Source organism: Lachnospiraceae bacterium oral taxon 096, from assembly GCA_018141845.1.
Taxonomy (GTDB): Bacteria; Bacillota; Clostridia; order Lachnospirales; family Lachnospiraceae; genus F0428.
In genome coordinates this window covers 1,323,280-1,345,905 of record CP073340.1, presented here as the reverse complement: position 1 = coordinate 1,345,905, position 22,626 = coordinate 1,323,280, and the positions used below count along the sequence as shown (strand labels likewise).

The following is a 22,626-nucleotide window of genomic DNA, read 5'->3' as shown; positions in this document are numbered from 1 at the left end:
ATCATCTACAATCCAATTTGATAGCTTTTGTGCACAACTCTTTTTACATTACTTTTTGCTTTTTATACTTTTTTCCCTTGCCTGCAAATAGAAAATTTCTACCTTCTCTACCAACAAAGTCAAATTTCTAAATACAGACTCCGCTGCAAATCCAAAAATTACCATAAGTAAAATACTGATTTTTGACAAGTCAGTCAATGCAAACAATCTTCTAAGAAGGAGTCCCGAAAATAGCAACCCGACAACATTCACTGCAATCACTAGATACTTCCGATAGTCCAGTGGTTCGCTGATCTTTGTCAAAATCATAAATCCGACAACAGACATGACCAAGGTGGCAATCGTTCCTATGCTATCTTCGGATATTCTAAATACACTTCCGGCAACCACAATGGCAAATACAGCAATCACATCCGTCAGTCCTCCCGGCAACGCCTTAATCAACACATTTTTGAGGAAATTTCCTTGAATTCGATTCTTATTTGGCTCCAACGCCAAAAGAAATCCTGGAATTCCGATGGTAAACATACTCACAAAGGAAATTTGTGCAGGTTCGAGCGGATAAGTAAATAAAAATACTGCCGACAGCACAGACAAAAGTAAGGAGAAGATATTCTTCACTAGGAATAGACTTGCGGAACGCTCAATATTGTTGACCACTCTTCGTCCTTCATACACGAGGTCTGGCATATGGGCAAAGTCAGAATCCAATAGTACGACCTGTGCTGCCTGTGCACAGGCTTCGCTTCCTGAGGCCATGGCCACACTGCAATCTGCATCTTTCATTGCCAAGATATCATTGACACCATCTCCTGTCATCGCCACTGTATGCCCCTGCCTTTGTAAGGCCTTTACAATCTTTTGCTTTTGCTTTGGTGTCACACGCCCAAACACGGTATAATTTGACATAGCTTCTTCTATTTTCTTGTCGCTGTCGAGTAAACTTGCATCAATGTAATTTTCGGCATTTTCTATTCCTGCTTGAATGGCAACCTGTGACACTGTCTGTGGATTATCTCCCGATATCACCTTGATGCCAACATTTTGACTCCTAAAGTAGTTAAATGTTTTTTCTGCATTTGCACGAATTGGATTTGAAAAAGCAACAAATCCTAGTGGTATGACATTTTGAGTAATCCCTTTTTCAATATCATCTCCCTCATACTTTGCAAAAAGTAAAACACGACTGCCCCTTTGTGTATAGGGAAAAACATCATTTTCAAATTTTACGAAATTCTCTTTCATAATAAACTCTGGTGCTCCAAGCAAATAGCAACCATCTTCAAAAGTGATGCTTCCATATTTTAGTGCAGAGGAAAAGGGCAAAATCTTTTTTGGTATTTTGTCCCCATAGATCTTAATATTACTTGCATATTCCTTGAGCGACTTCATTGTTGCATTGTTATCTTTAGAAGCAAAAACATAGTCAGCCAGTGTCCTCTTTAAATCCTCCTCACTTAGCTCAGGCTTTGAACCACTTTTACAAAGGAATACCTCTTCTACCCTCATATCCGGCTCTGTAATGGTTCCTGTCTTATCCACACACAGCACATCAACTCTAGCCAAAGTCTCAATGCTCTTCATATCATGGAGTAGCACCTTCCTTCTAGCTAGCTTCACTGTGCTGATGGCCAAGGCTAAAGTAGTCAATAAATAGAGTCCCTCTGGAATCATACCAATAATCGCTGCCACTGTTGAAGTCACACTTTTGCTCAATGTATCATGATTGACATAATAGCTTTGGCAAAACAAAATAATAGCAATCGGTATGATAATAATACCTACGGCCTTAACAATCAAATTGATTTGGCGTATCATTTCTGACTGTTCTTTACCACTCATCGACTTTGCTTCTATGCTCAGCTTTGAAATATAAGAATCGGCACCTACTTTTTCAACTTTTGCATAGCACTCTCCTGACACCACAAAACTTCCTGACATCAACGCACTGCCAACATTCTTTTCAATCTCATCTACCTCACCTGTCAGCAATGATTCATTTACATTGATGCTTCCCTCTACAACTCTAGCATCTGCACAAATCTGCTTTCCAGCCGAAAACAAAACAATATCATCTTTGACAAGCTCTTCTGACAAGAGATTTTCTAGTTTCCCATCTCTGAGGACATCGACATGCGGAGCACTCAAAAGATTCATCTTTTCCAATGTCTTCTTTGCGCGAAGCTCCTGCACAATTCCAATCACTGTATTTCCAATAATAATTGGCAAAAATGTAAGATTTCTATACGATCCTACCAAAATCAACAAAATAGAAATAACCAAAAATATCAAATTAAAGTAGGTACATAGATTAGATAAAATAATTTCTCTTGTCGTCTTATCTGTTCCTATGTCGGCCTTATTTCCCTCTCCCCTAGCCACTCTGTCGGCCACTTCGGACTTACTAAGCCCTGCCAATGTGGGAGTATTTTCATCTATTACATCCATAAATCCCCCCTATTTGCATATCCTGTATGCGTTTCCAATATTCTTTAGTGGTGATGACCACCACAATGATGTGCCTCCTTTGAGTACTTCAATGTGCCTTGAAGATAATCCTGCACAGCTTTGTCTACATCTCCTGTAACATTGGCACAAACGTGAACTACCCATAGTCTAAAGCCTATGGGCTTCCTGCTTCGCTGACCTCGCAACCTACTATCTCCACAGGCGTTAATTCGGGCAGTCCCTGCCCTATTGTTTTTTCTTATACTACTTGTCTTAATCCTTCTGCCAATATATTTTTTGCCGCATTGATATCTCTATCGTGTTTTGTATTGCAGAAAGGACACATCCAATCTCTTACTTTTAGATCTTTTACATTTGTATTTTTATATCCACAACTAAAACATAGCTGGCTACTTGCATAAAATGTATCTATCTTAATATAATTTCTACCATTCCATTTTGACTTATATTCCAGTTGTCTTGTCAGCTCATACCACGATACATCGCTTATAGTTTTCGCTAAATTATGATTTTTCACCATATTTTTTATCTGTAAGTTTTCCGAAACTATCACTTGGTTTTCGTTTATAATTTCGCTTGAAATCTTATGCAGATAATCTTTTCTTGTATTAGCTATTTTCTCATGGCATAGTGCTATTTGTTTCCTTTTTTTCTGATAGTTCCTACTCCCCTTTGTTTTATTTGCTAATTGTCTTTGTAATCTTGTAAGCTTTTTCTCATATTTTTTAATTGTCTTCGGATTTTCATATTTCTTCCCATCTGATGTGATACATAAATCTTTTATCCCTAAATCCAATCCTATTTGTCCGTTTGTCTTTACAAGTGGACTATGTTCAGTTTCTACAAGAACAGACACATAGTACTTGCCACTTGGTACCTTAGATATAGTTGCTGTTTTTATCCGACCTGAAAATTTTCTATGTAATTTTATTTTTACCCTTTTTAATTTTGGCAGCTTTATTCTTCCTCTATCAAAATCTACAGTTATATTCCCATTTGTAAAATTGGTTGTATATGATTTATGATTACTGTGCTTACTCTTAAACTTTGGATAACCTGCATGTTCTTTGAAAAACTTTTGATAAGCACTATCCATATTATAAATTGCATTTGTTAAAGCAAATTTATCTACTTCTTTTAGCCATTCATAAGCTTTTTTCAGCTCTCTATTACAATAATTATTACAATCTGTTTTACTGACAGACTTTTTTTCTTTTTCATAAGCATCTTTTCTGTACGCAAGGGTTTGATTATATACAAAACGACAACAGCCAAATGTCTTTGCTAACTGTATTTCTTGCTCTTTGTTTGGATAAATCCGATATCTATATGCCTTTAACATTAAGCTTACCCGCCTTTCTACCCTTGATTTTCTATATATTGCTTTAACATTTCTTCAGAAACATTGCCTACGCTACAAGCAAAATATCCATCCGTCCAAAATGTATGTTCTTTCCAAAAATGATTCTTACTGTATGCTTTTTCCATATATGATATGTTGTATAACTCTTAATTAGATTAACCACTTTACTTATGGATATTGTAGGCTCAGTTTCTATCATATAGTGTATATGGTCTTTGTCTGTTTCCATATATTTTATGATTATATTACTCTTTGTGCATATCTCATAAGAAAATTGTTTTATATAATCTGATATTTCTTTTGATACTAAAAGCTTTTTTCTATACTTACATACAAAAATAATATGATACTGTAATAAATATTTGTGTCTATTCTTTGATTTCCATACTCCCATAACGCTAGTTATTGTATCACAAATATCTATTTTTTGCTACCTTAACCCACCATCTAAAGCTAGTGGGATTGCGGTAGCATTATTTCAATTTTTTCTGCCTCCAATGCCTTCAACATTCCCTCACCGAGACCACCACAAATAGCAACATCTACATGATGCTCCTTTAGTTGCTGTGGAATTGCTCCATGTCCACCTGCCACACTCTGTAACATCTCTACATTTACAATTTTCCCATCTTCTATGTCGTAGATTTTGAATGTCTTTGTGTGTCCAAAATGTTGAAAAACTTCTCCATTATCATAGTTTACGGAAATTCTCATAAATCATCCTTTCTTTACTTTGTTCCTTTTATATGCACATAGACAAAATCGTGCTCAAAATTCTCTTCGCTGACAACTGTAATTGTGCTCTTGTTATGGAATATGGATGTCTTTGATCCTCCAATGCTTTCAATATGTCCATGACATCGTTTCTGTTCCCCGGCATAGTCATATCATTTCCAGCCTTCACAATTCCAGATGCATATGCTACAGGATACTTCTTATCTCCCTTTGCTAGACCTTTTGTCACCGACCAATCCGTCATAACAAATCCATCAAATCCCCATTCATCACGCAAGACATAGGTCTGTAAATCCTTTATTTGACAAGTATGCTCTCCATTGACAAGATTATAAGAACTCATCACAGCCTTTGGAGAGGCTTCCCTCACACAAATTTCAAAGCCCTTCAAATAGATTTCTCTCAACGCTCTCTCACTGACTACACTGTTGGAGGCATTTCGATTTGTCTCTTGGTTGTTTGCAGCAAAATGCTTGATGGTAACCGCCTTTCCCCGATGTGACTGCACACCTCTAGTGATCGCTGCGGCCATCTTTCCACTGATCAGAGGATCCTCACTATAATACTCAAAGTTTCTTCCACAGAGCACAGATCTATGAATATTCAATGCGGGGGCAAGCCACAGATCAATGCCAAATATCTCCATCTCACTTCCCACTAAGTCACCAAGTTCATATGCAAGTTGATCATTCCAGCTCTGTGCCAATGCGGTGCCAATCGGTATTGCCGTGGCATATTGATAATAATCTACACTGGCATCTACATTTTCATCTGTATCACTTTCGGAATTCCATCCCAATTTTTTTAGCTGTTCCTCTGTCAAGACCTTCATACAGGCATTATCAAAACTTGATCCCTTAGATCGTACACAACCGTCGCTCTTGAGATTGTAGATTGGTGAAAGTCGCAACCCTGCGGGTCCATCTGCCATGACTACTTCAGGAATACCATACTTTCTATCAAAATGTGTTGTCTCACCTGCTGCACCTGCCACCTTCGCTGACGCATCTCCAACAATAGAATCGCCCGTGGTTTCATCAAAATTTCCCACACAGATATGTGCCAGTTCTTCATTTGTAAGTCCTGCCACAAAGCTATCTATGCTGATTCTCTTGCTAGTGACATCTTTCCAAGAATATTTTCCTGTCTTTGGATATTCCACTGCTTCTTCAGAGTACTTTACTTCAATAGGCGAAGATTTTTTCACTTTCCACTCTATACTTTCTGCCACCACTTTTTGATTTTGTAGACCAACAAATTTCGGTGTAAAATCTGAAAAAGTATCTGTGAGATTCTTATTTTCACAGATCGTCTTGACCTTTTTTAGCACGACATCTTCAGCTAATGTAAGCTTTACGACTGCTTTTATATCTCTTGACGAAAAGCCTATTCTCACCTCGTAGTTACCTGCTTCCAGCACATATGCATTTAGCCTGCTGTCAAATGAGACTAAACTCTCTATTGGTATTTGAATGGAAACCTTCTCTGTGGCATTTGGCAAAAGCTCTTTCGTCTTTCTATAGCCTTTCAATTCCTGATAAGGTTTGTCAAGTTCTGTCTGTGGTGCACAGATATAGACTTGTACAACTTCTTTTCCTGGAAATTTTCCAATATTTTTTATCACAGCCTCTACGGTAATCTCGCTGCCATCTTTGAGCACATCATTCTCTGTGACCACCTTACTTTCTGTTATTTCAAATTTTGTATAGCTAAGTCCATAGCCAAATGGAAACATCGGCTGATAACCAACAGTATCAAAGTATCGATAGCCCACATAAATCCCCTCATGATAGTAGGTGTCGTCCCTAGCTCCAAATCCTTTTGTACTTGGATAGTCATTGATCTCTGCCCATGTCGTGGTCAGTTTTCCTGATGGATACGCCTTTCCAAATAATACATCACAGAGTGCATCGCCACTGGCAATGCCAACTTGACTCATCAAGAGTATAGTGTCCACTTCTAACACTGGTGTCAAATCAACTACACCACCGACATTGAGCACAAGTACAAATTTTTTATACTTTCTATTTAGCTCTAAAATATCTCGAATTTCACTGTGACTTAGAGCAATATCTCCGCTCTCTACACTCCTATCTTTTCCTTCGCCACTGTTTCTTGACAAAACATAGATGGCCGTGTCTGTATTTTCATCATCAAATGGAATGTCATACTCCGGTTGAGGTGCTGTCAGCCACACTAAGGAATCAAATAGAGTCTCATGATTTTCCAACGCCTTTTCATATGCTCGTTCAAAAAACGCTTTTGTTTCTGCGTCACAAACTTTATCATATTCATCTAACCATGGCTTACTTGCCACCTTTATTCCTACATTTTCGATTCCTTCTTCCACTGTGACAAAATGCCTCACATTCACATCACCAGATCCTGTTCCCCCCTTGACTGTATGCCGAACGCCACTGCCATACAGTGCAATTTCCTTTGGCTTATTCAAAGGCAGGATATTTTTCTCATTCTTTAATAGTACCATGCACTCTGGTGCTGCTTTTCGTACTGCTTCAATCCCCACCTTTTCAAAAGGTCTTGGCTCTTTTGTGTCCATTCTTTGCATTGTGTTCTCCTCCTGTATAGCAAAACATCGCATAGCACAATCGATTGCAATTTCTAACGCATTACCATTCATTCACTGCATACAACAATGCCAACCGATTATTTTTAAGTAGTTCTTGTGATATTCTGTCATACTCATCTCCAAGTCCCTTTTGCTGTGCCATATAGGGAGGTTCATCATTCCATGATCCCATAGCGCCAAATACATCTGCCTGGCTCACCGCCTCAAAGATTCTTAGATGCTCCTCTGGCAGTTGTGGCAACACAAGACCATATCCTCGATCTGGTCCCTCGTCCTTCTTTTCCAATACTTCAATTGCCTTTGCAAAGATAGTTGCAAAATGTCCGCAATCTATTTTTTCAGCTAAATCTCTTGCTTCCTCCAAACATTTTTTCAACTCATTTTCATTATTTGGAAAATTTGGCTTATTGGCTGGCGGATTTTCCCATACATTCTCTGTGTAATAGATTGTCCACATTCTAGCCTTGTCACCAAACTCCCAATATGGCTTAAAGAAGGTGACCTGTCCGTCTTGATAAAAACACAAAATCATACTTCCACTTTGATTAGAAAATCCCAATCTCGACCTGTCCTTTACTTCATATGGCAAAAGTAATTTTATCTCTTCTATCTTCCTTTGCTTTAACTGCTCAAACCATTCAGAAACATTTTTTGCAATATAATGTTCCTCCCCATTGACAGAAACAAAGCGAAATAAAATATCTTGGACATACTTTTGTGGCGAATAGGTGATATCCCTATTTTCCTTTAACGCCTTTTTTGCTGCAGATACGATCGATGCGATTTGATACACTTCTCCATTCATAATTTTACCTCATACATTCCGCTGCTTCACTTTTTATATAAGCTAAATTATAGCATAATGAGTAGAAAAATATAGCTTTACTTACAAGTTCTTATTTCCTAAAAACTTTGAAATCCCTTGCAATGTCTGTTGACAATGTGAAACTAACCGCCCTATTTTCTTCATCAAGATCAATCGATGCATCATATTCATTCCAAAACAAATAAAACATTCTATTTCTCCACGATATTCCATAATGCTCATTTTTATCTACCGAATTCTCTGAGGGAAAAAGCCAAATTTTTTTGCCAAATGTCTTTGCCATCTCCTTTCTATTGAGCGGAGCAAAGATGTCGATTCCATTGAATGTACACTGTATTTTCTTTTGTCTCACTGCCTGTATGCTATCTTCATTGAATTTCAAATGAACAATTTTACAGTCTTCTAGTACGGTATCCTTTTTCTCACTCCCATAAAGTCCCACAGAACAGAGTACAACCCCATCCTTTACGAGTAGATATGGAGAATATTCCAAGGCAGTATTATTCATAGAAAGTCCCTTTTTAACAACAACACTTCTATCCTCTGGATACTTGCGAAATTCTCCCAGGAGTTCTTTATATTTTATCCCCATTTGGGGCTTTTTCCCAATATAAATGTCAAAACCATCCTTTAGAAGATCAGAGACTGTTGTTTGATCTGGTATAATCTTTGTTTGGTCAATAGAAAATGTAGGTGCGATGGGTGGAAGTCCCACAATAGCATAGATCAATCCGATATAGACACACAAAAGAAGAACACCCGCCACCCTCACCATAGATCGCCCATTGCGTTGTCTTGCATTAAATATCCCCAAAATCATAGGGGTCAAAACGGCAGAGGCAAAGGGAGCAAGATTGCCATGTATCTTCTGCGAAATTCTAAAATAAAATAGCAAAAATGAAATTATTGGCAGCAAATAAACCAATAACTCCCCAAATCTCAATTTTTCCTTTCTCGTCTGCGGATTGATTGCTGCGTCCAACCCACTCTTGCCATTTTCTGCCATTGTGCTTGCACTATAGTAGCGATACACTTTCATGACAAATCTCACAAAAACAATCCCTATCCCTATAAATAATAAGAGAAACACAAGCCTTGCACTCATATTTATACGCCTCTTTGATATGTACTAGATACTATAGATTGGATACAACATTGATTGGATTGCCCTCGATAAAGCTCTTTATATTATCTGCCAAAATGGAAACCAATCGCTTTCTTGTCTCCAGTCCTTTCCATCCCATATGAGGCGTCAAAATGACATTGTCTAGCGTATAAAGAGGGCTGTTTGCTTTTGGTGGTTCTGTTTCCTGAACATCAAGTCCAGCTCCTGCAATTGTACCATTTTCCAATGCTTCTATAAGAGCGACCTCATCAATCAGTGCACCTCTTGAAGTATTAATGAGAAATGCTGAAGGCTTCATCAGTGATAAAGTCTCTTTGTTGATCATATGTCTTGTACTTTCTGTCAATGGACAATGCAATGAAACATAATCACTATTCTTAAGTAATTCCTCAAGCGATACATAGTGGATACCCTTTTCATCCTCTCTTGGTGTCCTGCTATATACCAGTATATTCATATCCAATGCCTGTGCGATCTGTATAACCTTCCTACCAATATGTCCTGCACCTATAACACCAAGAGTTTTACCGTTTACCTCAACATGGGGAACCTGAAGATTTTGGGTGAAATTGTCATGATTTCCACATCCTAGCATTTTCATCTGTACTTGCATTGTAGAACTCAAATTCAATATCATCATGATTGTAGTATGTGCCACACGTTCTGTGCTATATGCCGGAATATTGCAGACTGTAATCTTTCTCTTTCGTGCTGCTTCAAGATCAATATTATTATATCCTGTACCTGCCTCACAGATCAGTTGAACAGATTCCGGAAATTTCTGTATCATTTTGGCACTCACAGGCATCTCCTTTGTGACAATAATATCTGCCCCCTGAATACGCTCTAACATCTGCTGTTCTGTTGTATCATCATATACTCTAACATCAGAAGATAAGATGGAAAAATCTATCTTTCCATCAAAGTTTATTTTCTTTGCATTCAATACCACACATTTGTTGTTCATAATATCAATTCCTTCTTTTAAACAAATATAAAATTCATTGAGAATTAACTCAATGCTATATAAAAGATATCCCCATAAATTGTTGTGGTCAAGTATTTTTGTAATACTTTTGTCTGCTGATTTACTGGTACATCCCATCCTTTGACCATGATTTTCTTAGCACCACATAAGAAATCAAAAAGTTTGCAAGCCAACCAGCTGGCACAGCAAGCCAGACAAATGCAATGCCCCACTTTGGTGCAAAAATCAAAGCAACAGACAATCGAATTGCAAGGTTAACTATATTGGCAAAGAGAAATGGTCGCATGATTCCGAGCCCACGAAGTACTCCATCAGTTGTCATCTTGATTCCCATGAAAACGAAAAAGTAGCCGATCCATTTCATGTAATCCCCCGATACTTGATAGGCCAAAGCCGTTCCGTCTTTGCCGAGAAACAGGGAAGAAATTACGGTATGGAGTGTCTCAATAACTATAAAAGCAAGAACTGCAAAAGCCATATCTAACACCAGTGCCACATGATAGCCTTTTCTGATGCGTTGTTTTTTATTTGCCCCAAGATTCTGTGACACATATGGTGAAACTGCATTGCCAATCGATACAAAAATGAGTGAAAAAACATTTTCCACTCTCATCGTCGCCGCATAACCTGCGAGAGCCTGTGTGCCAAAGGGATTTACAACGGCCTGTACAATCATCATGCCAACAGACACGGTAGATTGCTGAAGAACGGACGGTATCGCAATTTGGAGCATGGAATGTAGTGCACACCGATCAAACCAAGTAAATGGACTCCGATATCGACGCATCCGATAAAAGAAAAGCAAAAGCGAAAATATTGCAGAAATCCCCTGTGCAATCAGAGTGGCAAGGGCCGCACCGAATACACCAAGCCCAAGACCTGCGACCATCCAAAGATCCATAAAAATATTTAAGATAGATGAAAAAATCAAAAGTACCAACGGGATTTTTGATTCACCAATCGAAGTAAACATGGTCGAGAGAATATTGTACATAAACAGAAATGGAAAGCCCACAAAATAGATTCGCAGATACAGCACGGCCTCATCCAATATATCGGCAGGTGTTTGCAATGTGCTCATCATCAAACGAGAAAACCCAAAGCCAAAAGCACCAAGGAATAGACTTAAAATCAAAAAACTAATCAGTGATGTTGACACAATGGTTTTCATTTTTTCATAATTCTGGGCACCAAAATAGCGGCTCACCAGCACACCAGCACCAACACCAGCCCCCAATGCCACACAAATAAAAACATTTGTCAGTGCAGCACAGGCACCAACTGCTGCAAGTGCTGAAGAACCAACAAACTGGCCGACGATAATTGAATCAGCCATATTATACACTTGTTGAAATAATGCTACCGCAATCCCACTAGCTTTAGATGGTGGGTTAAGGTAGCAAAAAATAGATATTTGTGATACAATAACTAGTGTTATGGGAGTATGGAAATCAAAGAATAGACACAAATATTTATTACAGTATCATATTATTTTTTGTATGTAAGTATAGAAAAAAGCTTTTAGTATCAAAAGAAATATCAGATTATATAAAACAATTTTCTTATGAGATATGCACAAAGAGTAATATAATCATAAATATATGGAAACAGACAAAGACCATATACACTATATGATAGAAACTGAGCCTACAATATCCATAAGTAAAGTGGTTAATCTAATTAAGAGCTATACAACATATCATATATGGAAAAAGCATACAGAATATCTTAAGAATCATTTTTGGAAAGAACATACATTTTGGACGGATGGATATTTTGCTTGTAGCGTAGGCAATGTTTCTGAAGAAATGTTAAAGCAATATATAGAAAATCAAGGGTAGAAAGGCGGGTAAGCTTAATGTTAAAGGCATATAGATATCGGATTTATCCAAACAAAGAGCAAGAAATACAGTTAGCAAAGACATTTGGCTGTTGTCGTTTTGTATATAATCAAACCCTTGCGTACAGAAAAGATGCTTATGAAAAAGAAAAAAAGTCTGTCAGTAAAACAGATTGTAATAATTATTGCAATAGAGAGCTGAAAAAAGCTTATGAATGGCTAAAAGAAGTAGATAAATTTGCTTTAACAAATGCAATTTATAATATGGATAGTGCTTATCAAAAGTTTTTCAAAGAACATGCAGGTTATCCAAAGTTTAAGAGTAAGCACAGTAATCGTAAATCATATACAACCAATTTTACAAATGGGAATATAACTGTAGATTTTGATAGAGGAAGAATAAAGCTGCCAAAATTAAAAAGGGTAAAAATAAAATTACATAGAAAATTTTCAGGTCGGATAAAAACAGCAACGATATCTAAGGTACCAAGCGGCAAGTACTATGTGTCTGTTCTTGTAGAAACTGAACATAGTCCACTTGTAAAGACAAATGGACAAATAGGATTGGATTTAGGAATAAAAGATTTATGTATCACATCAGATGGGAAGAAATATGAAAATCCGAAGACAATTAAAAAATATGAGAAAAAGCTTACAAGATTACAAAGACAATTAGCAAATAAAACAAAGGGGAGTAGGAACTATCAGAAAAAAAGGAAACAAATAGCACTATGCCATGAGAAAATAGCGAATACAAGAAAAGATTATCTGCATAAGATTTCAAGCGAAATTATAAACGAAAACCAAGTGATAGTTTCGGAAAACTTACAGATAAAAAATATGGTGAAAAATCATAATTTAGCGAAAACTATAAGCGATGTATCGTGGTATGAGCTGACAAGACAACTGGAATATAAGTCAAAATGGAATGGTAGAAATTATATTAAGATAGATACATTTTATGCAAGTAGCCAGCTATGTTTTAGTTGTGGATATAAAAATACAAATGTAAAAGATCTAAAAGTAAGAGATTGGATGTGTCCTTTCTGCAATACAAAACACGATAGAGATATCAATGCGGCAAAAAATATATTGGCAGAAGGATTAAGACAAGTAGTATAAGAAAAAACAATAGGGCAGGGACTGCCCGAATTAACGCCTGTGGAGATAGTAGGTTGCGAGGTCAGCGAAGCAGGAAGCCCATAGGCTTTAGACTATGGGTAGTTCACAAAAGCTACCAAGAATCAGTGGCATTGTAAAAACAGTCAACGCCTTAAGAGGTGCATCCGTAATTAAATACTCATCTTTTGACATTATCCTACTCCTTCATAAATTTCTTCTTTTTGTCTGAAAGCACAAGCATAGTTTCATAACTTTACTTATTTTTCCTCTGCATCAAAATAGTTCCAACAAAATTTTATACATAGGAAAAGCCCGAAAATAGCATATTCTCGGACTTTTTTGCATTTTGAATTTCACAACTTTTTCTTATCTCTATAGTTCAGGCAAAAAAATAATATTTACACTGCCCGTCCTTTCATTTTCTACTACCTGAGTGTCGATGTGAAAAAGTTCTTTTATATTCTCACTTGTAAGCATCTCCCTTGGCGTTCCAACCTTGAATACTTCTCTCTTTTTCATCAGTATGATTCTGTCACAATAGGTAGCCGCAATATTCAAATCATGGACACAGCAAAGCATAGTGAGCTTTTGTCGTTTTAATATATTCATTATCTGATACTGATACCCGATGTCCAGATGATTGGTCGGCTCATCCAGTATAATAAGTGGTGCTTTTTGACTTAAGGCTCTTGCAAGTAATGTCCTTTGCTTTTCACCGCCTGAAAGTGAAAGAAAATGTCTCTTTTCATAGCCTTCAAGACCGACCTCCTTAAGGTACTCAAGCACAATCTCTCTGTCCTCGTCGCTGTTCCCTGAAAACATCTTCTGATAGGCAAATCGTCCAAGCATTGCCATATCATATACTGTCATATCAAAATCGACAAGATTTTCCTGTTGCATGACAGACATTTTCTTTGCAGTCTTTTTGTTGGACATTTTAAAAATCTCTTCGCCGTCTATATATGCAACACCACTGTCCGGAGTATAAACCTTATAGATATTTTTTAAAAGTGTGGATTTGCCGCAACCATTCGGTCCGACTATTCCTACAAACTCGCCCTCTTTTACGCTTATATCAATGCCGTCGATAATAATCTTTCCGTCGATGGAATAGGTAATCCCCCTTGTTTCCAGTTTCATCAGCCGTTTCCTCCCATTCTCGATTTTCTAATCAAATAAAGAAAAAACGGTGCACCAAAGAATGCCGATACAACGCCGATTGGTAACTCCTCAGGAGAGATAAGTACCCTTGAAATCACATCCGCCAACACTAAAAACGTGCCTCCCACCAATGTAGCCGCTGGTATGAGTCTGGTATGTTTACTTCCCACTACAGACCTTGTGATATGTGGAATCGTAAGTCCGACAAAACCAATGACTCCACTGATAGACACTATGGCCCCTGTAAGTAATGTTGCTACCAAAATCATAATGAACTTCAGTCTGCCTGTGTTGACTCCAAGTGTAAGTGCAACATCATCACCTAAAAGCATAGCATCGAGCATCTTTCTGATTGCATAAATCACAATAAAACATATAACAAATACAATCGCTACATAGACCAGTCTTTCCCATGTAGATCCACTGAGTGAACCCATCATCCAATACTGTGCAGTCTTTACCTTATCCGATCCTGTCCTTTGTAAATAAATCATTATATTGGTCAAAGCTCCAAACATTGCCGCCACAGCAATACCCGCAAGAATAAGTTGCGTTGCTGTCACCTTGTTTCTGATTTTAGCTATTTGCAGTGCAATTACTATAGAGATAACGGCACCGATAAATGCACCCAGCACTGTACCATATTGTCCGTAAAAAAACATTGATCCGTACATAATCATAAACACGGCACCTGATGATGCACCCTGTGAAATGCCAAGGACATACGGATCTGCCAAAGTATTCTTTGTAAGTGCCTGCATCACAATACCACAGAGTGTAAGTCCAGCTCCTACAATAAACGCAGTCAAAACTCTTGGCGTACGGATATCCCAAATAATTGACTCCATACTGTTATCCCATGTAGGTGCTACTACTCGCTTACCGCTGATTTTATTTGCCAAAAATCCGATAACATCATCAAATTTGATCTCTACGCTACCAAACACAATAGATATCGCAATAGATAAAATCAACACAGCAAGCATTATAAATATAAAAAACAAGTATGTGCCGTTTGACTCAAGTGGCAACAAATGCCTTTTAAATTTTTTCATACTGTCTCCTAAAACAAGACTGCCACAAAAGTGGCAGCCCTCTTAATCTAAAACTTATTTGAATTTATCAGGATAAAACTGCTGTGCCATTATCTTTACAGTATTTGCAGAGCCTGATGAACCCTGCATATCTGAACAGCAAGCACTGTAGATTTTTCCTTCCTTTACAGCACGAAGGTTCTTTGTAAACTTATTCGTCTCAAGGAACTGCTTCTTCTTCTCAGTATCATGATCATAGTCAAGTATAAGAATGACATCTGGATCTCTTGCAACAACCTCTTCCCATGAAGGTGTAGCCCAGCCCTTATCTATATCACTAAATATTGAAAGACCGCCTGCAAGCTTGATCATATCTCCCGGTATTCCCTGACAAGCTGTAAAAGGTGCGTCCTCACCCGAATCATATACAAAGACAGATATCGGCTTTTTATATACATCGTCACCAAGTGTCTTTTTTACCTCTTCAACTGTGTCCTTCATAGCCTGTACTTTCTGATTCGCAAGGTCTGTGACACCAAAGATATGACCCAATGTATCATAGTCTTTATATACATCCTCCATCGTCGCCTTATCAGAACATGAGTATGGGAAATATGGAATAATATGATTCTTAAGGCACCAGTCTACAGAGAAGTTGGTATCTGAGAAAAGGGAATCCCACCCCATCATAAAGTCAGGTTTCAGTGCAAGAATCTGCTCCTTTGATGCCTTGCTTAGATTCTGGCCGTCAGGAAGTATTTTGTTCAGCTTGTCTCTTGCAGGAAAATCATTTACAGTGTCAAGACAAGCTCCTCTTGTATATCCGACAATGTTGTCTTCAAGCCCAAGATCCAGAAAGAAATCAACCATCTGGTCACCGTCTACCACTACTCTTTTTGGTGCAGAAGTAAATGTTTCCTCCATATTTTGACCGGCACCCGACCGCTCAAGATTTAGCGTGATTGTATACGGCTCATAAGCTTTATCACCGGACTGTGCCTCATTGCTGACCTTCTCCACATCCTTTTTCACAGAGAACTGATCCCCCTTGGAACCGACTACTCTCTTTTGAGAACTGCAGGCGGACATACTCACTGCTGTAATACAAAGTCCTACCAATATTGCTAACTTTTTCATAATTCCCCCTTCTATGAATATCAACTCTTGACTTTTTGTCATTCTAACATTTTCTGCAAAAAAGTCAACATATAAAATTAAATTTTAGGCAATATACCCATATACCTAACCGCTTTTAACATTCTATTTCAGTTCCATACTCCTTGCATTGTACCAATGAAATCCGTTGTCATTACAATATTTTTCAATCTTTTTTGAAAGAATGTCATCAGCTCCATACTCAATTAAAAATACTTCCATAGCATCTTTTTTTACTTTATCTAAATATTGAATAAAATATTCAGAGTCTTTGGCTGATTTTTCACCATATTTTTTGTTTTCAAAATCAATACTTGTAAATACACATTCCTGATTGATTCCATCAAACATTTTCTTTGCCATTTTGTCATCAATACATTTGCTTACAAATGTATCTCCGCCATTGATGATCGTATCAAGATGATATTTTCTAAGTCCATTCAATATAGAACAAAGTCCGTCAAATGTCTTTTCATCCTGAAACTGATAATACACATCACAGTTATCTATAAAAAATCCGTCAAAGCCTTTATAGGAGATATTTTTCCCAAGTTCATCTACAACTAGATTTTGCCATTCCTTATTGGACACATCCATCCAGTACTCATCTTCCCAGTTCTCATAATTCCCCAAGACTTTATCTTTAAACTTCTCATAGTATGGGCGATAGTTTTCCAAAGATCCTATATTGAGATAGGCATATATCTTTTTATTCTTCTCATGCAATTTCTTGATATTATCTTTATCAAATTCACTTGGTTCAAGCACAAGAACTTCGTAATTATTGAGTTTCATCCCCTCTTCTTTACCCATGCCGATAAATACACCATAAGATTTGCCACTATAAAATTTCTCCTGTGCAAAAAAAGTTCTGCCAAAAAGGAAAAAAACAAAACACCCTATGACAGCTAAAGCAGTAAATCTAAATTTCTTCATAAGAAAAGATCCTTTCTATATTGATACATTATATTTATATCAATTTTAAATACTTTAAGCAAGTATATGATCTTACATAAAGTAAAATATACTTGACATAATGGAATAACAGAGTTATATTGATGATGTAATATATATATGACATTTTGTCTGAAAGGAGTTTTTATGGAAGATCTGAGGATTGGTTTATTTATTGGTTTATTTATTGTAGGTGTATTTGGAGTATTGACTTTCAATTCAAAAGAGTCAAAAAAAGGATACGATGAAAGGCAGTTGGCTGTCAGAGGACGAGGCTATACTTACGCTTACTTCACTGTAATGATACTTTCAATTTTACATATATTCACAAAAGATATGATCTCATTGCCCGTTTCAAATGAACTTATCAGTCTTATCATACTTTTTATATCAGGTATTGTACTCAACATCTATATTGTTTTTCATGATGCTTATTACATCTATAAAAATAATAATTGTAAAAAGCAATTTATCGCTTACATCTTTATATTTTTGTTAAATGGCGGCTACCTGATCAGGTCCATCGTAGATCACACATTGTTTAAGGACGGAGTACTTCAATTTAGAGAAGGTATCAACCTTATTGTGGCTATATCCTTTATTGTTTTAATTCTAAACTTGGTGGTAAAATTGGTAATAGACAGATATAAAAAAGAGGAAGAATAAGGGGGAACTATGAAAAACCTTAAATTAAAATCCGCCAGAGCCGCCAAAGACCTCTCCCAACAGCAGCTTGCAGATCTGGTCGGTGTCAGCCGTCAAACAATAAATGCGATAGAAAAGGGAGACTACAATCCCACAATTCGTCTTTGCCTATCCATCTGCCACACACTTGATAAGACTTTGGATGAATTATTCTGGGAAGAAGAATAAGAGGGTACTTGCCCTCTTATTTTATTTCCATCCTGCAAACAAATCCTGCATTCTCACCATTAGTAAATCTCACCTTCCATCTATGAAACTCCACTACTTTCTTAACTATCTTAAGTCCAAGTCCATGTTTTCCAATGCTTTTGCTCTCGGCATATGAACTTTGATTCAATCTTTGCAAAATTTCAGCCGGTACTCCGCTTCCGCTATCTCCTATCTCCAAAATCATTTTTTTATTTTCTTTATATAGATTTATATATACTTGGCATCCGTCAGGATTGTGGCGAAAAGCATTGTTTAAAAGATTTATAACGGCTCTTTCAAAAAGTTCTTCGTTTAATGAAATTTCATATTTTTGCAACTCATCCTCTATATTCAGTTCAAAATCATACTTAGACTGTGCATCAATATCAAGTGAATTTATCGCATTACTTACAATCTTTCTGATTAGTGTACTTAAACAAATCTTACTTTTTTCAAATCTTTTTGTACCGAAATCAAGCTTACTTGTAATATTTAAATTCTCTACCAATGCTCTGATGCGTAGCCCTTGACTTTCAATAATCTCAGCTTTTCTTTTTATCTCATCCATATCACTTTCTTTAGGAATCATTTGTGTATTGCCTAAAATAACAGCAAGCGGTGTCCTGATATCATGAGAAACTCCGGCAATCCACTCTACTCTTTCTTCCTCAATTCTTCTTTGTCTTGCTTTATACATCCTTATCGAAACAAAGATAAACAAAATGATATTAAAAATAAATAATACAGGTGTTATTTCTAAGAATGTCAAAACATTATTCGCATCATATTCCAGAGTATATTTCCATATATCCACATTCAACTTTCCGACAATCAGCAATCGGTCTTCACTGACTATATAAGTGCGTACAGGATAGTCATCCAGATAATACCTTGTAAACTTCGCTACATCCTGTAAAGTATACTTTGATTTTTTCAAAGATTCCGGCATATTTTCATACCATACAATATTCCCGTTATTATCCAGTAAAAAAGCAAATTCATTATTCTTCTGTAACTGTGTGCTTTCTTCATCACTTAAAACATACTCACTGGTATTGTATGATAAATTGTCCATTATTTCGCTTGCATCTGTATAGTTTGTATATGAGCTTTTGTACATCACCGCCATACAGATTATAAAATCCACAAACAATATGGCTATGGCAAAAACAAGTACCCATAGTATAAATTGCAATCTTCTCTCTAAACTTTTTCTCATATCTTCTCCATCTTATATCCCAGACCTCTTACTGTCTTTAAGAAAATCGGTTTTGAAGGATCCTTTTCTATCTTTTCTCTTAAATGACGCATATGTACAATTAAAGAATTTTCAAGTCCGAAGCTGCCGTCCGGCCAAAGCTCTTCACAAAGTATATCTGTAGTTACTATCCTACCCTTATTTCTATAAAGAATTGAAAATAATGCGAGTTCTTTAGCTGTCAAAGTTATGATACTTCCATTCTTTTTTACAATACCTCCCTCTATAGAAACTGTACTTTCACCTAAAACAATATCTGAAGTGTTTTCATCAAGCGAGTAACATCTTCTAAGTACCGCACCGATACGGAGCAACAATTCTTTCGGGAGGAAGGGCTTTGTTATATAGTCATCCGCCCCCAGTCCAAGACCGTGAAGTCTGTCTTCATCCTCATCTCTTGCCGACAGGAAGATAACCGGCAGTTTTGGAAATATACCTACTCTTTTTAATTCCTCATAAAAATCAAACCCGTTGCCGTCTCCAAGCATTACATCAAGTAAAATAAGATGAATCTGACAACTATTCACTCTTTCTCTTCCTTCCTTTAGATTCTTAGCATATTCTATATCTGTATATCCGTCATTTTTTAAAATATCTCCTAAAACCTTTGACAATTCTGTTTCATCATCAATTATCAGGATTTTACAATCTTTCTTTTCCATATATACTCCTAAATCATTTTGTTTTCTTATTATATCTTATTTAAGTAAAGTCGCTATATAAAAATACTTTTCTTAAGGTAATCATAATGTAGCGATAATCTTCGTTTAATCTTCAGTTATTATCATACTCACATATCAAGCAAAAGGAGAAAAACAATGACGGATACAATACTTGAAACAAAAAATTTAACTAAAAAAAATCGTGTACATGACTTATCCATGAGTGTGCCGAAATCCTGTGTATACGGATTTCTTGGGCCGAACGGAGCAGGAAAAAGCACTACATTGAAAATGATTTTAGGACTTATAAAAAAAGACTCAGGAGAGATTAAACTCTTTGGTGAAAAAGTTTCAAACAAGAATCTTTTAAATCTGCTTCGTCAAACAGGTAGTCTTATAGAAAATCCCGGAGGATATCCTCATTTAACAGGACTTGAAAATATGCAAATCATAGCAAAGTTAAAAGGTGTCAAAGAAACTGAAATAGAAAAAGCTCTGCAAACAGTAAGACTGTATGAACAAAGAGATAAAAAGCTTGCCGCTTATTCACTTGGTATGAAGCAAAGGCTTGGTATCGCTATGGCACTTCTTGGAGATCCAAAATTACTCATATTGGATGAGCCTACCAACGGCCTTGATCCTGCCGGAATAATGGAGATTAGAAAACTTATAACTTCCCTACCGAAAGAAAAAGAGATGACTGTACTTATCTCAAGCCATCTGCTCAATGAGATAGAACAAATGGCTGACTATGTAGGTATTATAAATCATGGTCAAATGCTGTACCAGGGAAAGCTCTCAAATCTTGAATCATCAGGTAAGAGTTTGGAGCAGATTTTCCTTGAGCTTACCGGAGAAAAGGAGTCATTATGAAACAAATCAGTTTAAATAAGTCAATATCCATTGAATTTACAAAAAATAAATACCTGATTTCCGTATTCTTATTATTTATTGTAACAGCATTAAACTATTTCTACCTTTCATATGAAGACTTTCCAAAAGGACAGGAATGGCAAAGGATCTTCAGCTCGATTCCGTTTTTGAATACAATGTTGATTTCTATTATGATGTCTGTACTGGCCAGCAGATGTATAGATATAGAAAATAAAGGAAATATGTGGAATACTCTACCTACACTGGAAAGCAGGAAAAAACTCTTTTCTTCCAAGCTTTTATTCGGCTTAATACATATAGCTTTATTTTGTTTTATACAGACAATAATGATTTTATATTTAGGTATTAAATTTATGATTGGGGGAGGATTCCCAATTTTTGCATTATTGCAGACTGAATTTGCAGAGATTATTTTCGGAATGATTATATTTCAGCTTCAATGTCTGCTGTCCTTAAAATTCAGGAATCAATTTGCAGCACTTTCCATTGCATTCGGAGGCACACTTGCAGGTGTATTCATTGCTTTTGTAAGTAAATCGGCACTTACTCCATGGTCCGTACTTTTTTCTTTAAGTACCGTTACTATGGATTATGACTCTGCCACAAGAGAAATGCTGCTTTCATGGAATGCAATAGATATAAAAGCGATATTGATAAGCTTGTTATATTTCTTTGTTACACATAAGGTGAGTCTATTGGTATTTAATAATCCTGAAACAGGTAATTTTAAGATTGCTCTTGTAAATAGAAAAAGCAAAAGTGCTCATACCCTATTGCCTGTAGAACTTATCAAGATAAAGAGAAACCCTGTATGGATTCCCTTTGTTTTGATTCCGTTAATTTCTGCTGGTATCGGTATTATAAATTTTCTTTCAAATCAAGGAGTGTTGTCATTGGACTGGGCGGATCTTTGGACACAGGAGTCATTGTTTTTAGGTATGTTTTTCCTATCACCTTTAATTGCCATACTTGCAAGCCTTGATTTTCGTATGGAGCATCTTGGAACCAACTGGAATATAATACTTACATCGAGTTCGCGTTTCAAAGTATTAAAAGATAAATGGCTTACCGTAGCCACAATGTCATCTATTTGTATGATATGGATTGCATTTATCTATATTGTTTCAGGAAAGATTATTGGAATTACAGGAAGCATACCGAAAGAATTCTATTTAAGAATCTTTGCAAGTATACTTTGTATCATTGCTATTTCAAGCTTTCAGTGTATGCTTTCACTGATCATACCTTCATTTGCAATACCTGTCGGACTTGCCTTCCTTGGAAATATTTTAGGGCTTCTTCTCACCGTAAAGGGATTTTTCTATGCAACACCTTTTTCAATGCTGATATACTCTATGGGAAGCACAAATATAACCGGTGAAATAAATCTGCCTGTTGTAATAATAACTTGTTTACTCTATATTTTTATTTCTTTTGCCATAGGATTGCTTTATCTGAACAGTACTGATATAAAGACAGGGAGGTAGAGGGTATCTTTAATAAAAATACAGCCTTGATACTTAATGATATCAAGGCTGTATTTGATATTTTTCAT

At 36.6% G+C, this 22,626-nt stretch carries 19 protein-coding genes and 2 pseudogenes; 6 read left to right on the top strand and 15 right to left on the bottom strand.

All coding sequences use genetic code 11. The features are described 5' to 3' along the window. Nucleotides 1–48: 48 nt before the first annotated feature. The 9 genes and pseudogenes from J5A74_06720 to J5A74_06680 all read right to left on the bottom strand — a co-directional run bounded on the left by J5A74_06720 (nucleotide 49) and on the right by J5A74_06680 (nucleotide 11,433). Complete coding sequence (locus J5A74_06720) at nucleotides 49–2,448, bottom strand: HAD-IC family P-type ATPase (protein ID QUI95090.1); 2,400 nt, start codon at nucleotides 2,446–2,448, stop codon at nucleotides 49–51. Nucleotides 2,449–2,707: 259 nt separating this feature from the next. Continuing rightward, nucleotides 2,708–3,811, bottom strand: coding sequence for an IS200/IS605 family element transposase accessory protein TnpB (gene tnpB / locus J5A74_06715; protein QUI95089.1), 1,104 nt, complete (start codon nucleotides 3,809–3,811; stop codon nucleotides 2,708–2,710). A gap of 17 nt (nucleotides 3,812–3,828) precedes the next feature. Further along, nucleotides 3,829–4,226: pseudogene (tnpA, locus tag J5A74_06710) on the bottom strand (IS200/IS605 family transposase). 59 nt (nucleotides 4,227–4,285) lie between these two features. Then, a complete protein-coding gene (locus J5A74_06705; GenBank protein ID QUI95088.1) occupies nucleotides 4,286–4,546 on the bottom strand; it encodes a hypothetical protein in 261 nt (86 codons plus the stop codon). A 28-nt stretch (nucleotides 4,547–4,574) separates the two neighbouring features. Then, nucleotides 4,575–7,136: a glycoside hydrolase family 3 C-terminal domain-containing protein gene (locus J5A74_06700; protein ID QUI95087.1), complete on the bottom strand. Its 2,562-nt coding sequence runs from the start codon at nucleotides 7,134–7,136 to the stop codon at nucleotides 4,575–4,577. Between the two features lie 61 nt (nucleotides 7,137–7,197). Next, nucleotides 7,198–7,443 carry a hypothetical protein gene (locus tag J5A74_06695; protein ID QUI96846.1) on the bottom strand — a complete coding sequence of 82 codons (246 nt, stop codon included), beginning with the start codon at nucleotides 7,441–7,443 and terminating at the stop codon, nucleotides 7,198–7,200. Between the two features lie 610 nt (nucleotides 7,444–8,053). Continuing rightward, a complete protein-coding gene (locus J5A74_06690) occupies nucleotides 8,054–9,022 on the bottom strand; it encodes a hypothetical protein (protein ID QUI95086.1) in 969 nt (322 codons plus the stop codon). Nucleotides 9,023–9,119: 97 nt separating this feature from the next. Next, entirely contained in the window at nucleotides 9,120–10,076 is a 957-nt protein-coding gene (locus tag J5A74_06685; protein QUI96845.1) for a D-2-hydroxyacid dehydrogenase, read from the bottom strand. Between the two features lie 121 nt (nucleotides 10,077–10,197). Then, nucleotides 10,198–11,433: an MATE family efflux transporter gene (locus tag J5A74_06680; protein QUI95085.1), complete on the bottom strand. Its 1,236-nt coding sequence runs from the start codon at nucleotides 11,431–11,433 to the stop codon at nucleotides 10,198–10,200. A gap of 100 nt (nucleotides 11,434–11,533) precedes the next feature. Here J5A74_06680 and tnpA (J5A74_06675) point away from each other — a divergent pair. Next, nucleotides 11,534–11,938, top strand: a pseudogene (tnpA, locus tag J5A74_06675) (IS200/IS605 family transposase). Nucleotides 11,939–11,955: 17 nt separating this feature from the next. Then, nucleotides 11,956–13,059, top strand: a complete 1,104-nt coding sequence (gene tnpB / locus J5A74_06670; protein ID QUI95084.1) for an IS200/IS605 family element transposase accessory protein TnpB — start codon at nucleotides 11,956–11,958, stop codon at nucleotides 13,057–13,059. Nucleotides 13,060–13,431: 372 nt separating this feature from the next. On the opposite strand, the gene J5A74_06665 is transcribed toward tnpB (J5A74_06670), so the two are convergent. From J5A74_06665 to J5A74_06650, 4 genes are all read right to left on the bottom strand, one after another. Continuing rightward, the gene (locus J5A74_06665; GenBank protein ID QUI96844.1) at nucleotides 13,432–14,202 is read right to left on the bottom strand and encodes an ABC transporter ATP-binding protein; all 771 of its coding nucleotides are present in this window, start codon (nucleotides 14,200–14,202) and stop codon (nucleotides 13,432–13,434) included. Then, on the bottom strand, nucleotides 14,199–15,275 hold the full coding sequence (locus J5A74_06660; GenBank protein QUI95083.1) for an iron ABC transporter permease: 1,077 nt from the start codon (nucleotides 15,273–15,275) through the stop codon (nucleotides 14,199–14,201). The genes J5A74_06665 and J5A74_06660 overlap by 4 nt, the downstream gene beginning before the upstream one ends. Before the next feature lie 54 nt (nucleotides 15,276–15,329). Next, the gene (locus J5A74_06655; GenBank protein ID QUI95082.1) at nucleotides 15,330–16,391 is read right to left on the bottom strand and encodes an ABC transporter substrate-binding protein; all 1,062 of its coding nucleotides are present in this window, start codon (nucleotides 16,389–16,391) and stop codon (nucleotides 15,330–15,332) included. Nucleotides 16,392–16,514: 123 nt separating this feature from the next. Further along, the gene (locus tag J5A74_06650) at nucleotides 16,515–17,345 is read right to left on the bottom strand and encodes an endo alpha-1,4 polygalactosaminidase (GenBank protein QUI95081.1); all 831 of its coding nucleotides are present in this window, start codon (nucleotides 17,343–17,345) and stop codon (nucleotides 16,515–16,517) included. Between the two features lie 138 nt (nucleotides 17,346–17,483). Here J5A74_06650 and J5A74_06645 point away from each other — a divergent pair, with 138 nt between their 5' ends. Both J5A74_06645 and J5A74_06640 read left to right on the top strand, forming a co-directional pair. Further along, on the top strand, nucleotides 17,484–18,029 hold the full coding sequence (locus tag J5A74_06645) for a hypothetical protein (GenBank protein QUI95080.1): 546 nt from the start codon (nucleotides 17,484–17,486) through the stop codon (nucleotides 18,027–18,029). Nucleotides 18,030–18,038: 9 nt separating this feature from the next. Beyond that, nucleotides 18,039–18,236, top strand: a complete 198-nt coding sequence (locus tag J5A74_06640) for a helix-turn-helix transcriptional regulator (GenBank protein ID QUI95079.1) — start codon at nucleotides 18,039–18,041, stop codon at nucleotides 18,234–18,236. A 16-nt stretch (nucleotides 18,237–18,252) separates the two neighbouring features. Here J5A74_06640 and J5A74_06635 read toward each other — a convergent pair whose 3' ends face one another. Further along, nucleotides 18,253–19,476 (bottom strand): HAMP domain-containing histidine kinase, encoded by a 1,224-nt coding sequence (locus tag J5A74_06635; GenBank protein QUI95078.1) that lies wholly within the window; start codon nucleotides 19,474–19,476, stop codon nucleotides 18,253–18,255. Continuing rightward, nucleotides 19,473–20,177, bottom strand: coding sequence for a response regulator transcription factor (locus J5A74_06630; GenBank protein ID QUI95077.1), 705 nt, complete (start codon nucleotides 20,175–20,177; stop codon nucleotides 19,473–19,475). The genes J5A74_06635 and J5A74_06630 overlap by 4 nt, the downstream gene beginning before the upstream one ends. A 156-nt stretch (nucleotides 20,178–20,333) precedes the next feature. On the opposite strand from J5A74_06630, the gene J5A74_06625 reads away from it, so the two are divergent. Together J5A74_06625 and J5A74_06620 are read left to right on the top strand one after the other, a co-directional pair. Further along, the gene (locus J5A74_06625) at nucleotides 20,334–21,050 is read left to right on the top strand and encodes an ATP-binding cassette domain-containing protein (GenBank protein QUI95076.1); all 717 of its coding nucleotides are present in this window, start codon (nucleotides 20,334–20,336) and stop codon (nucleotides 21,048–21,050) included. Then, entirely contained in the window at nucleotides 21,047–22,558 is a 1,512-nt protein-coding gene (locus tag J5A74_06620; protein ID QUI95075.1) for an ABC transporter permease, read from the top strand. The genes J5A74_06625 and J5A74_06620 overlap by 4 nt, the downstream gene beginning before the upstream one ends. Nucleotides 22,559–22,626: the final 68 nt, after the last annotated feature.

What these genes read in the sequence shown, in the direction of transcription:
- J5A74_06700 (QUI95087.1), bottom strand. Translation starts at nt 7,136, where the DNA reads ATGCAAAGAATGGACACAAAAGAGCCAAGACCTTTTGAAAAGGTGGGG.
- J5A74_06645 (QUI95080.1), top strand. Translation starts at nt 17,484, where the DNA reads ATGACATTTTGTCTGAAAGGAGTTTTTATGGAAGATCTGAGGATTGGT.
- J5A74_06720 (QUI95090.1), bottom strand. Translation starts at nt 2,448, where the DNA reads ATGGATGTAATAGATGAAAATACTCCCACATTGGCAGGGCTTAGTAAG.
- J5A74_06655 (QUI95082.1), bottom strand. Translation starts at nt 16,391, where the DNA reads ATGAAAAAGTTAGCAATATTGGTAGGACTTTGTATTACAGCAGTGAGT.
- tnpB (QUI95084.1), top strand. Translation starts at nt 11,956, where the DNA reads ATGTTAAAGGCATATAGATATCGGATTTATCCAAACAAAGAGCAAGAA.
- J5A74_06685 (QUI96845.1), bottom strand. Translation starts at nt 10,076, where the DNA reads ATGAACAACAAATGTGTGGTATTGAATGCAAAGAAAATAAACTTTGAT.
- J5A74_06630 (QUI95077.1), bottom strand. Translation starts at nt 20,177, where the DNA reads ATGGAAAAGAAAGATTGTAAAATCCTGATAATTGATGATGAAACAGAA.
- J5A74_06620 (QUI95075.1), top strand. Translation starts at nt 21,047, where the DNA reads ATGAAACAAATCAGTTTAAATAAGTCAATATCCATTGAATTTACAAAA.
- J5A74_06625 (QUI95076.1), top strand. Translation starts at nt 20,334, where the DNA reads ATGACGGATACAATACTTGAAACAAAAAATTTAACTAAAAAAAATCGT.
- J5A74_06635 (QUI95078.1), bottom strand. Translation starts at nt 19,476, where the DNA reads ATGAGAAAAAGTTTAGAGAGAAGATTGCAATTTATACTATGGGTACTT.
- J5A74_06690 (QUI95086.1), bottom strand. Translation starts at nt 9,022, where the DNA reads ATGAAAGTGTATCGCTACTATAGTGCAAGCACAATGGCAGAAAATGGC.
- J5A74_06705 (QUI95088.1), bottom strand. Translation starts at nt 4,546, where the DNA reads ATGAGAATTTCCGTAAACTATGATAATGGAGAAGTTTTTCAACATTTT.
- J5A74_06650 (QUI95081.1), bottom strand. Translation starts at nt 17,345, where the DNA reads ATGAAGAAATTTAGATTTACTGCTTTAGCTGTCATAGGGTGTTTTGTT.
- J5A74_06660 (QUI95083.1), bottom strand. Translation starts at nt 15,275, where the DNA reads ATGAAAAAATTTAAAAGGCATTTGTTGCCACTTGAGTCAAACGGCACA.
- tnpB (QUI95089.1), bottom strand. Translation starts at nt 3,811, where the DNA reads ATGTTAAAGGCATATAGATATCGGATTTATCCAAACAAAGAGCAAGAA.
- J5A74_06680 (QUI95085.1), bottom strand. Translation starts at nt 11,433, where the DNA reads ATGGCTGATTCAATTATCGTCGGCCAGTTTGTTGGTTCTTCAGCACTT.
- J5A74_06640 (QUI95079.1), top strand. Translation starts at nt 18,039, where the DNA reads ATGAAAAACCTTAAATTAAAATCCGCCAGAGCCGCCAAAGACCTCTCC.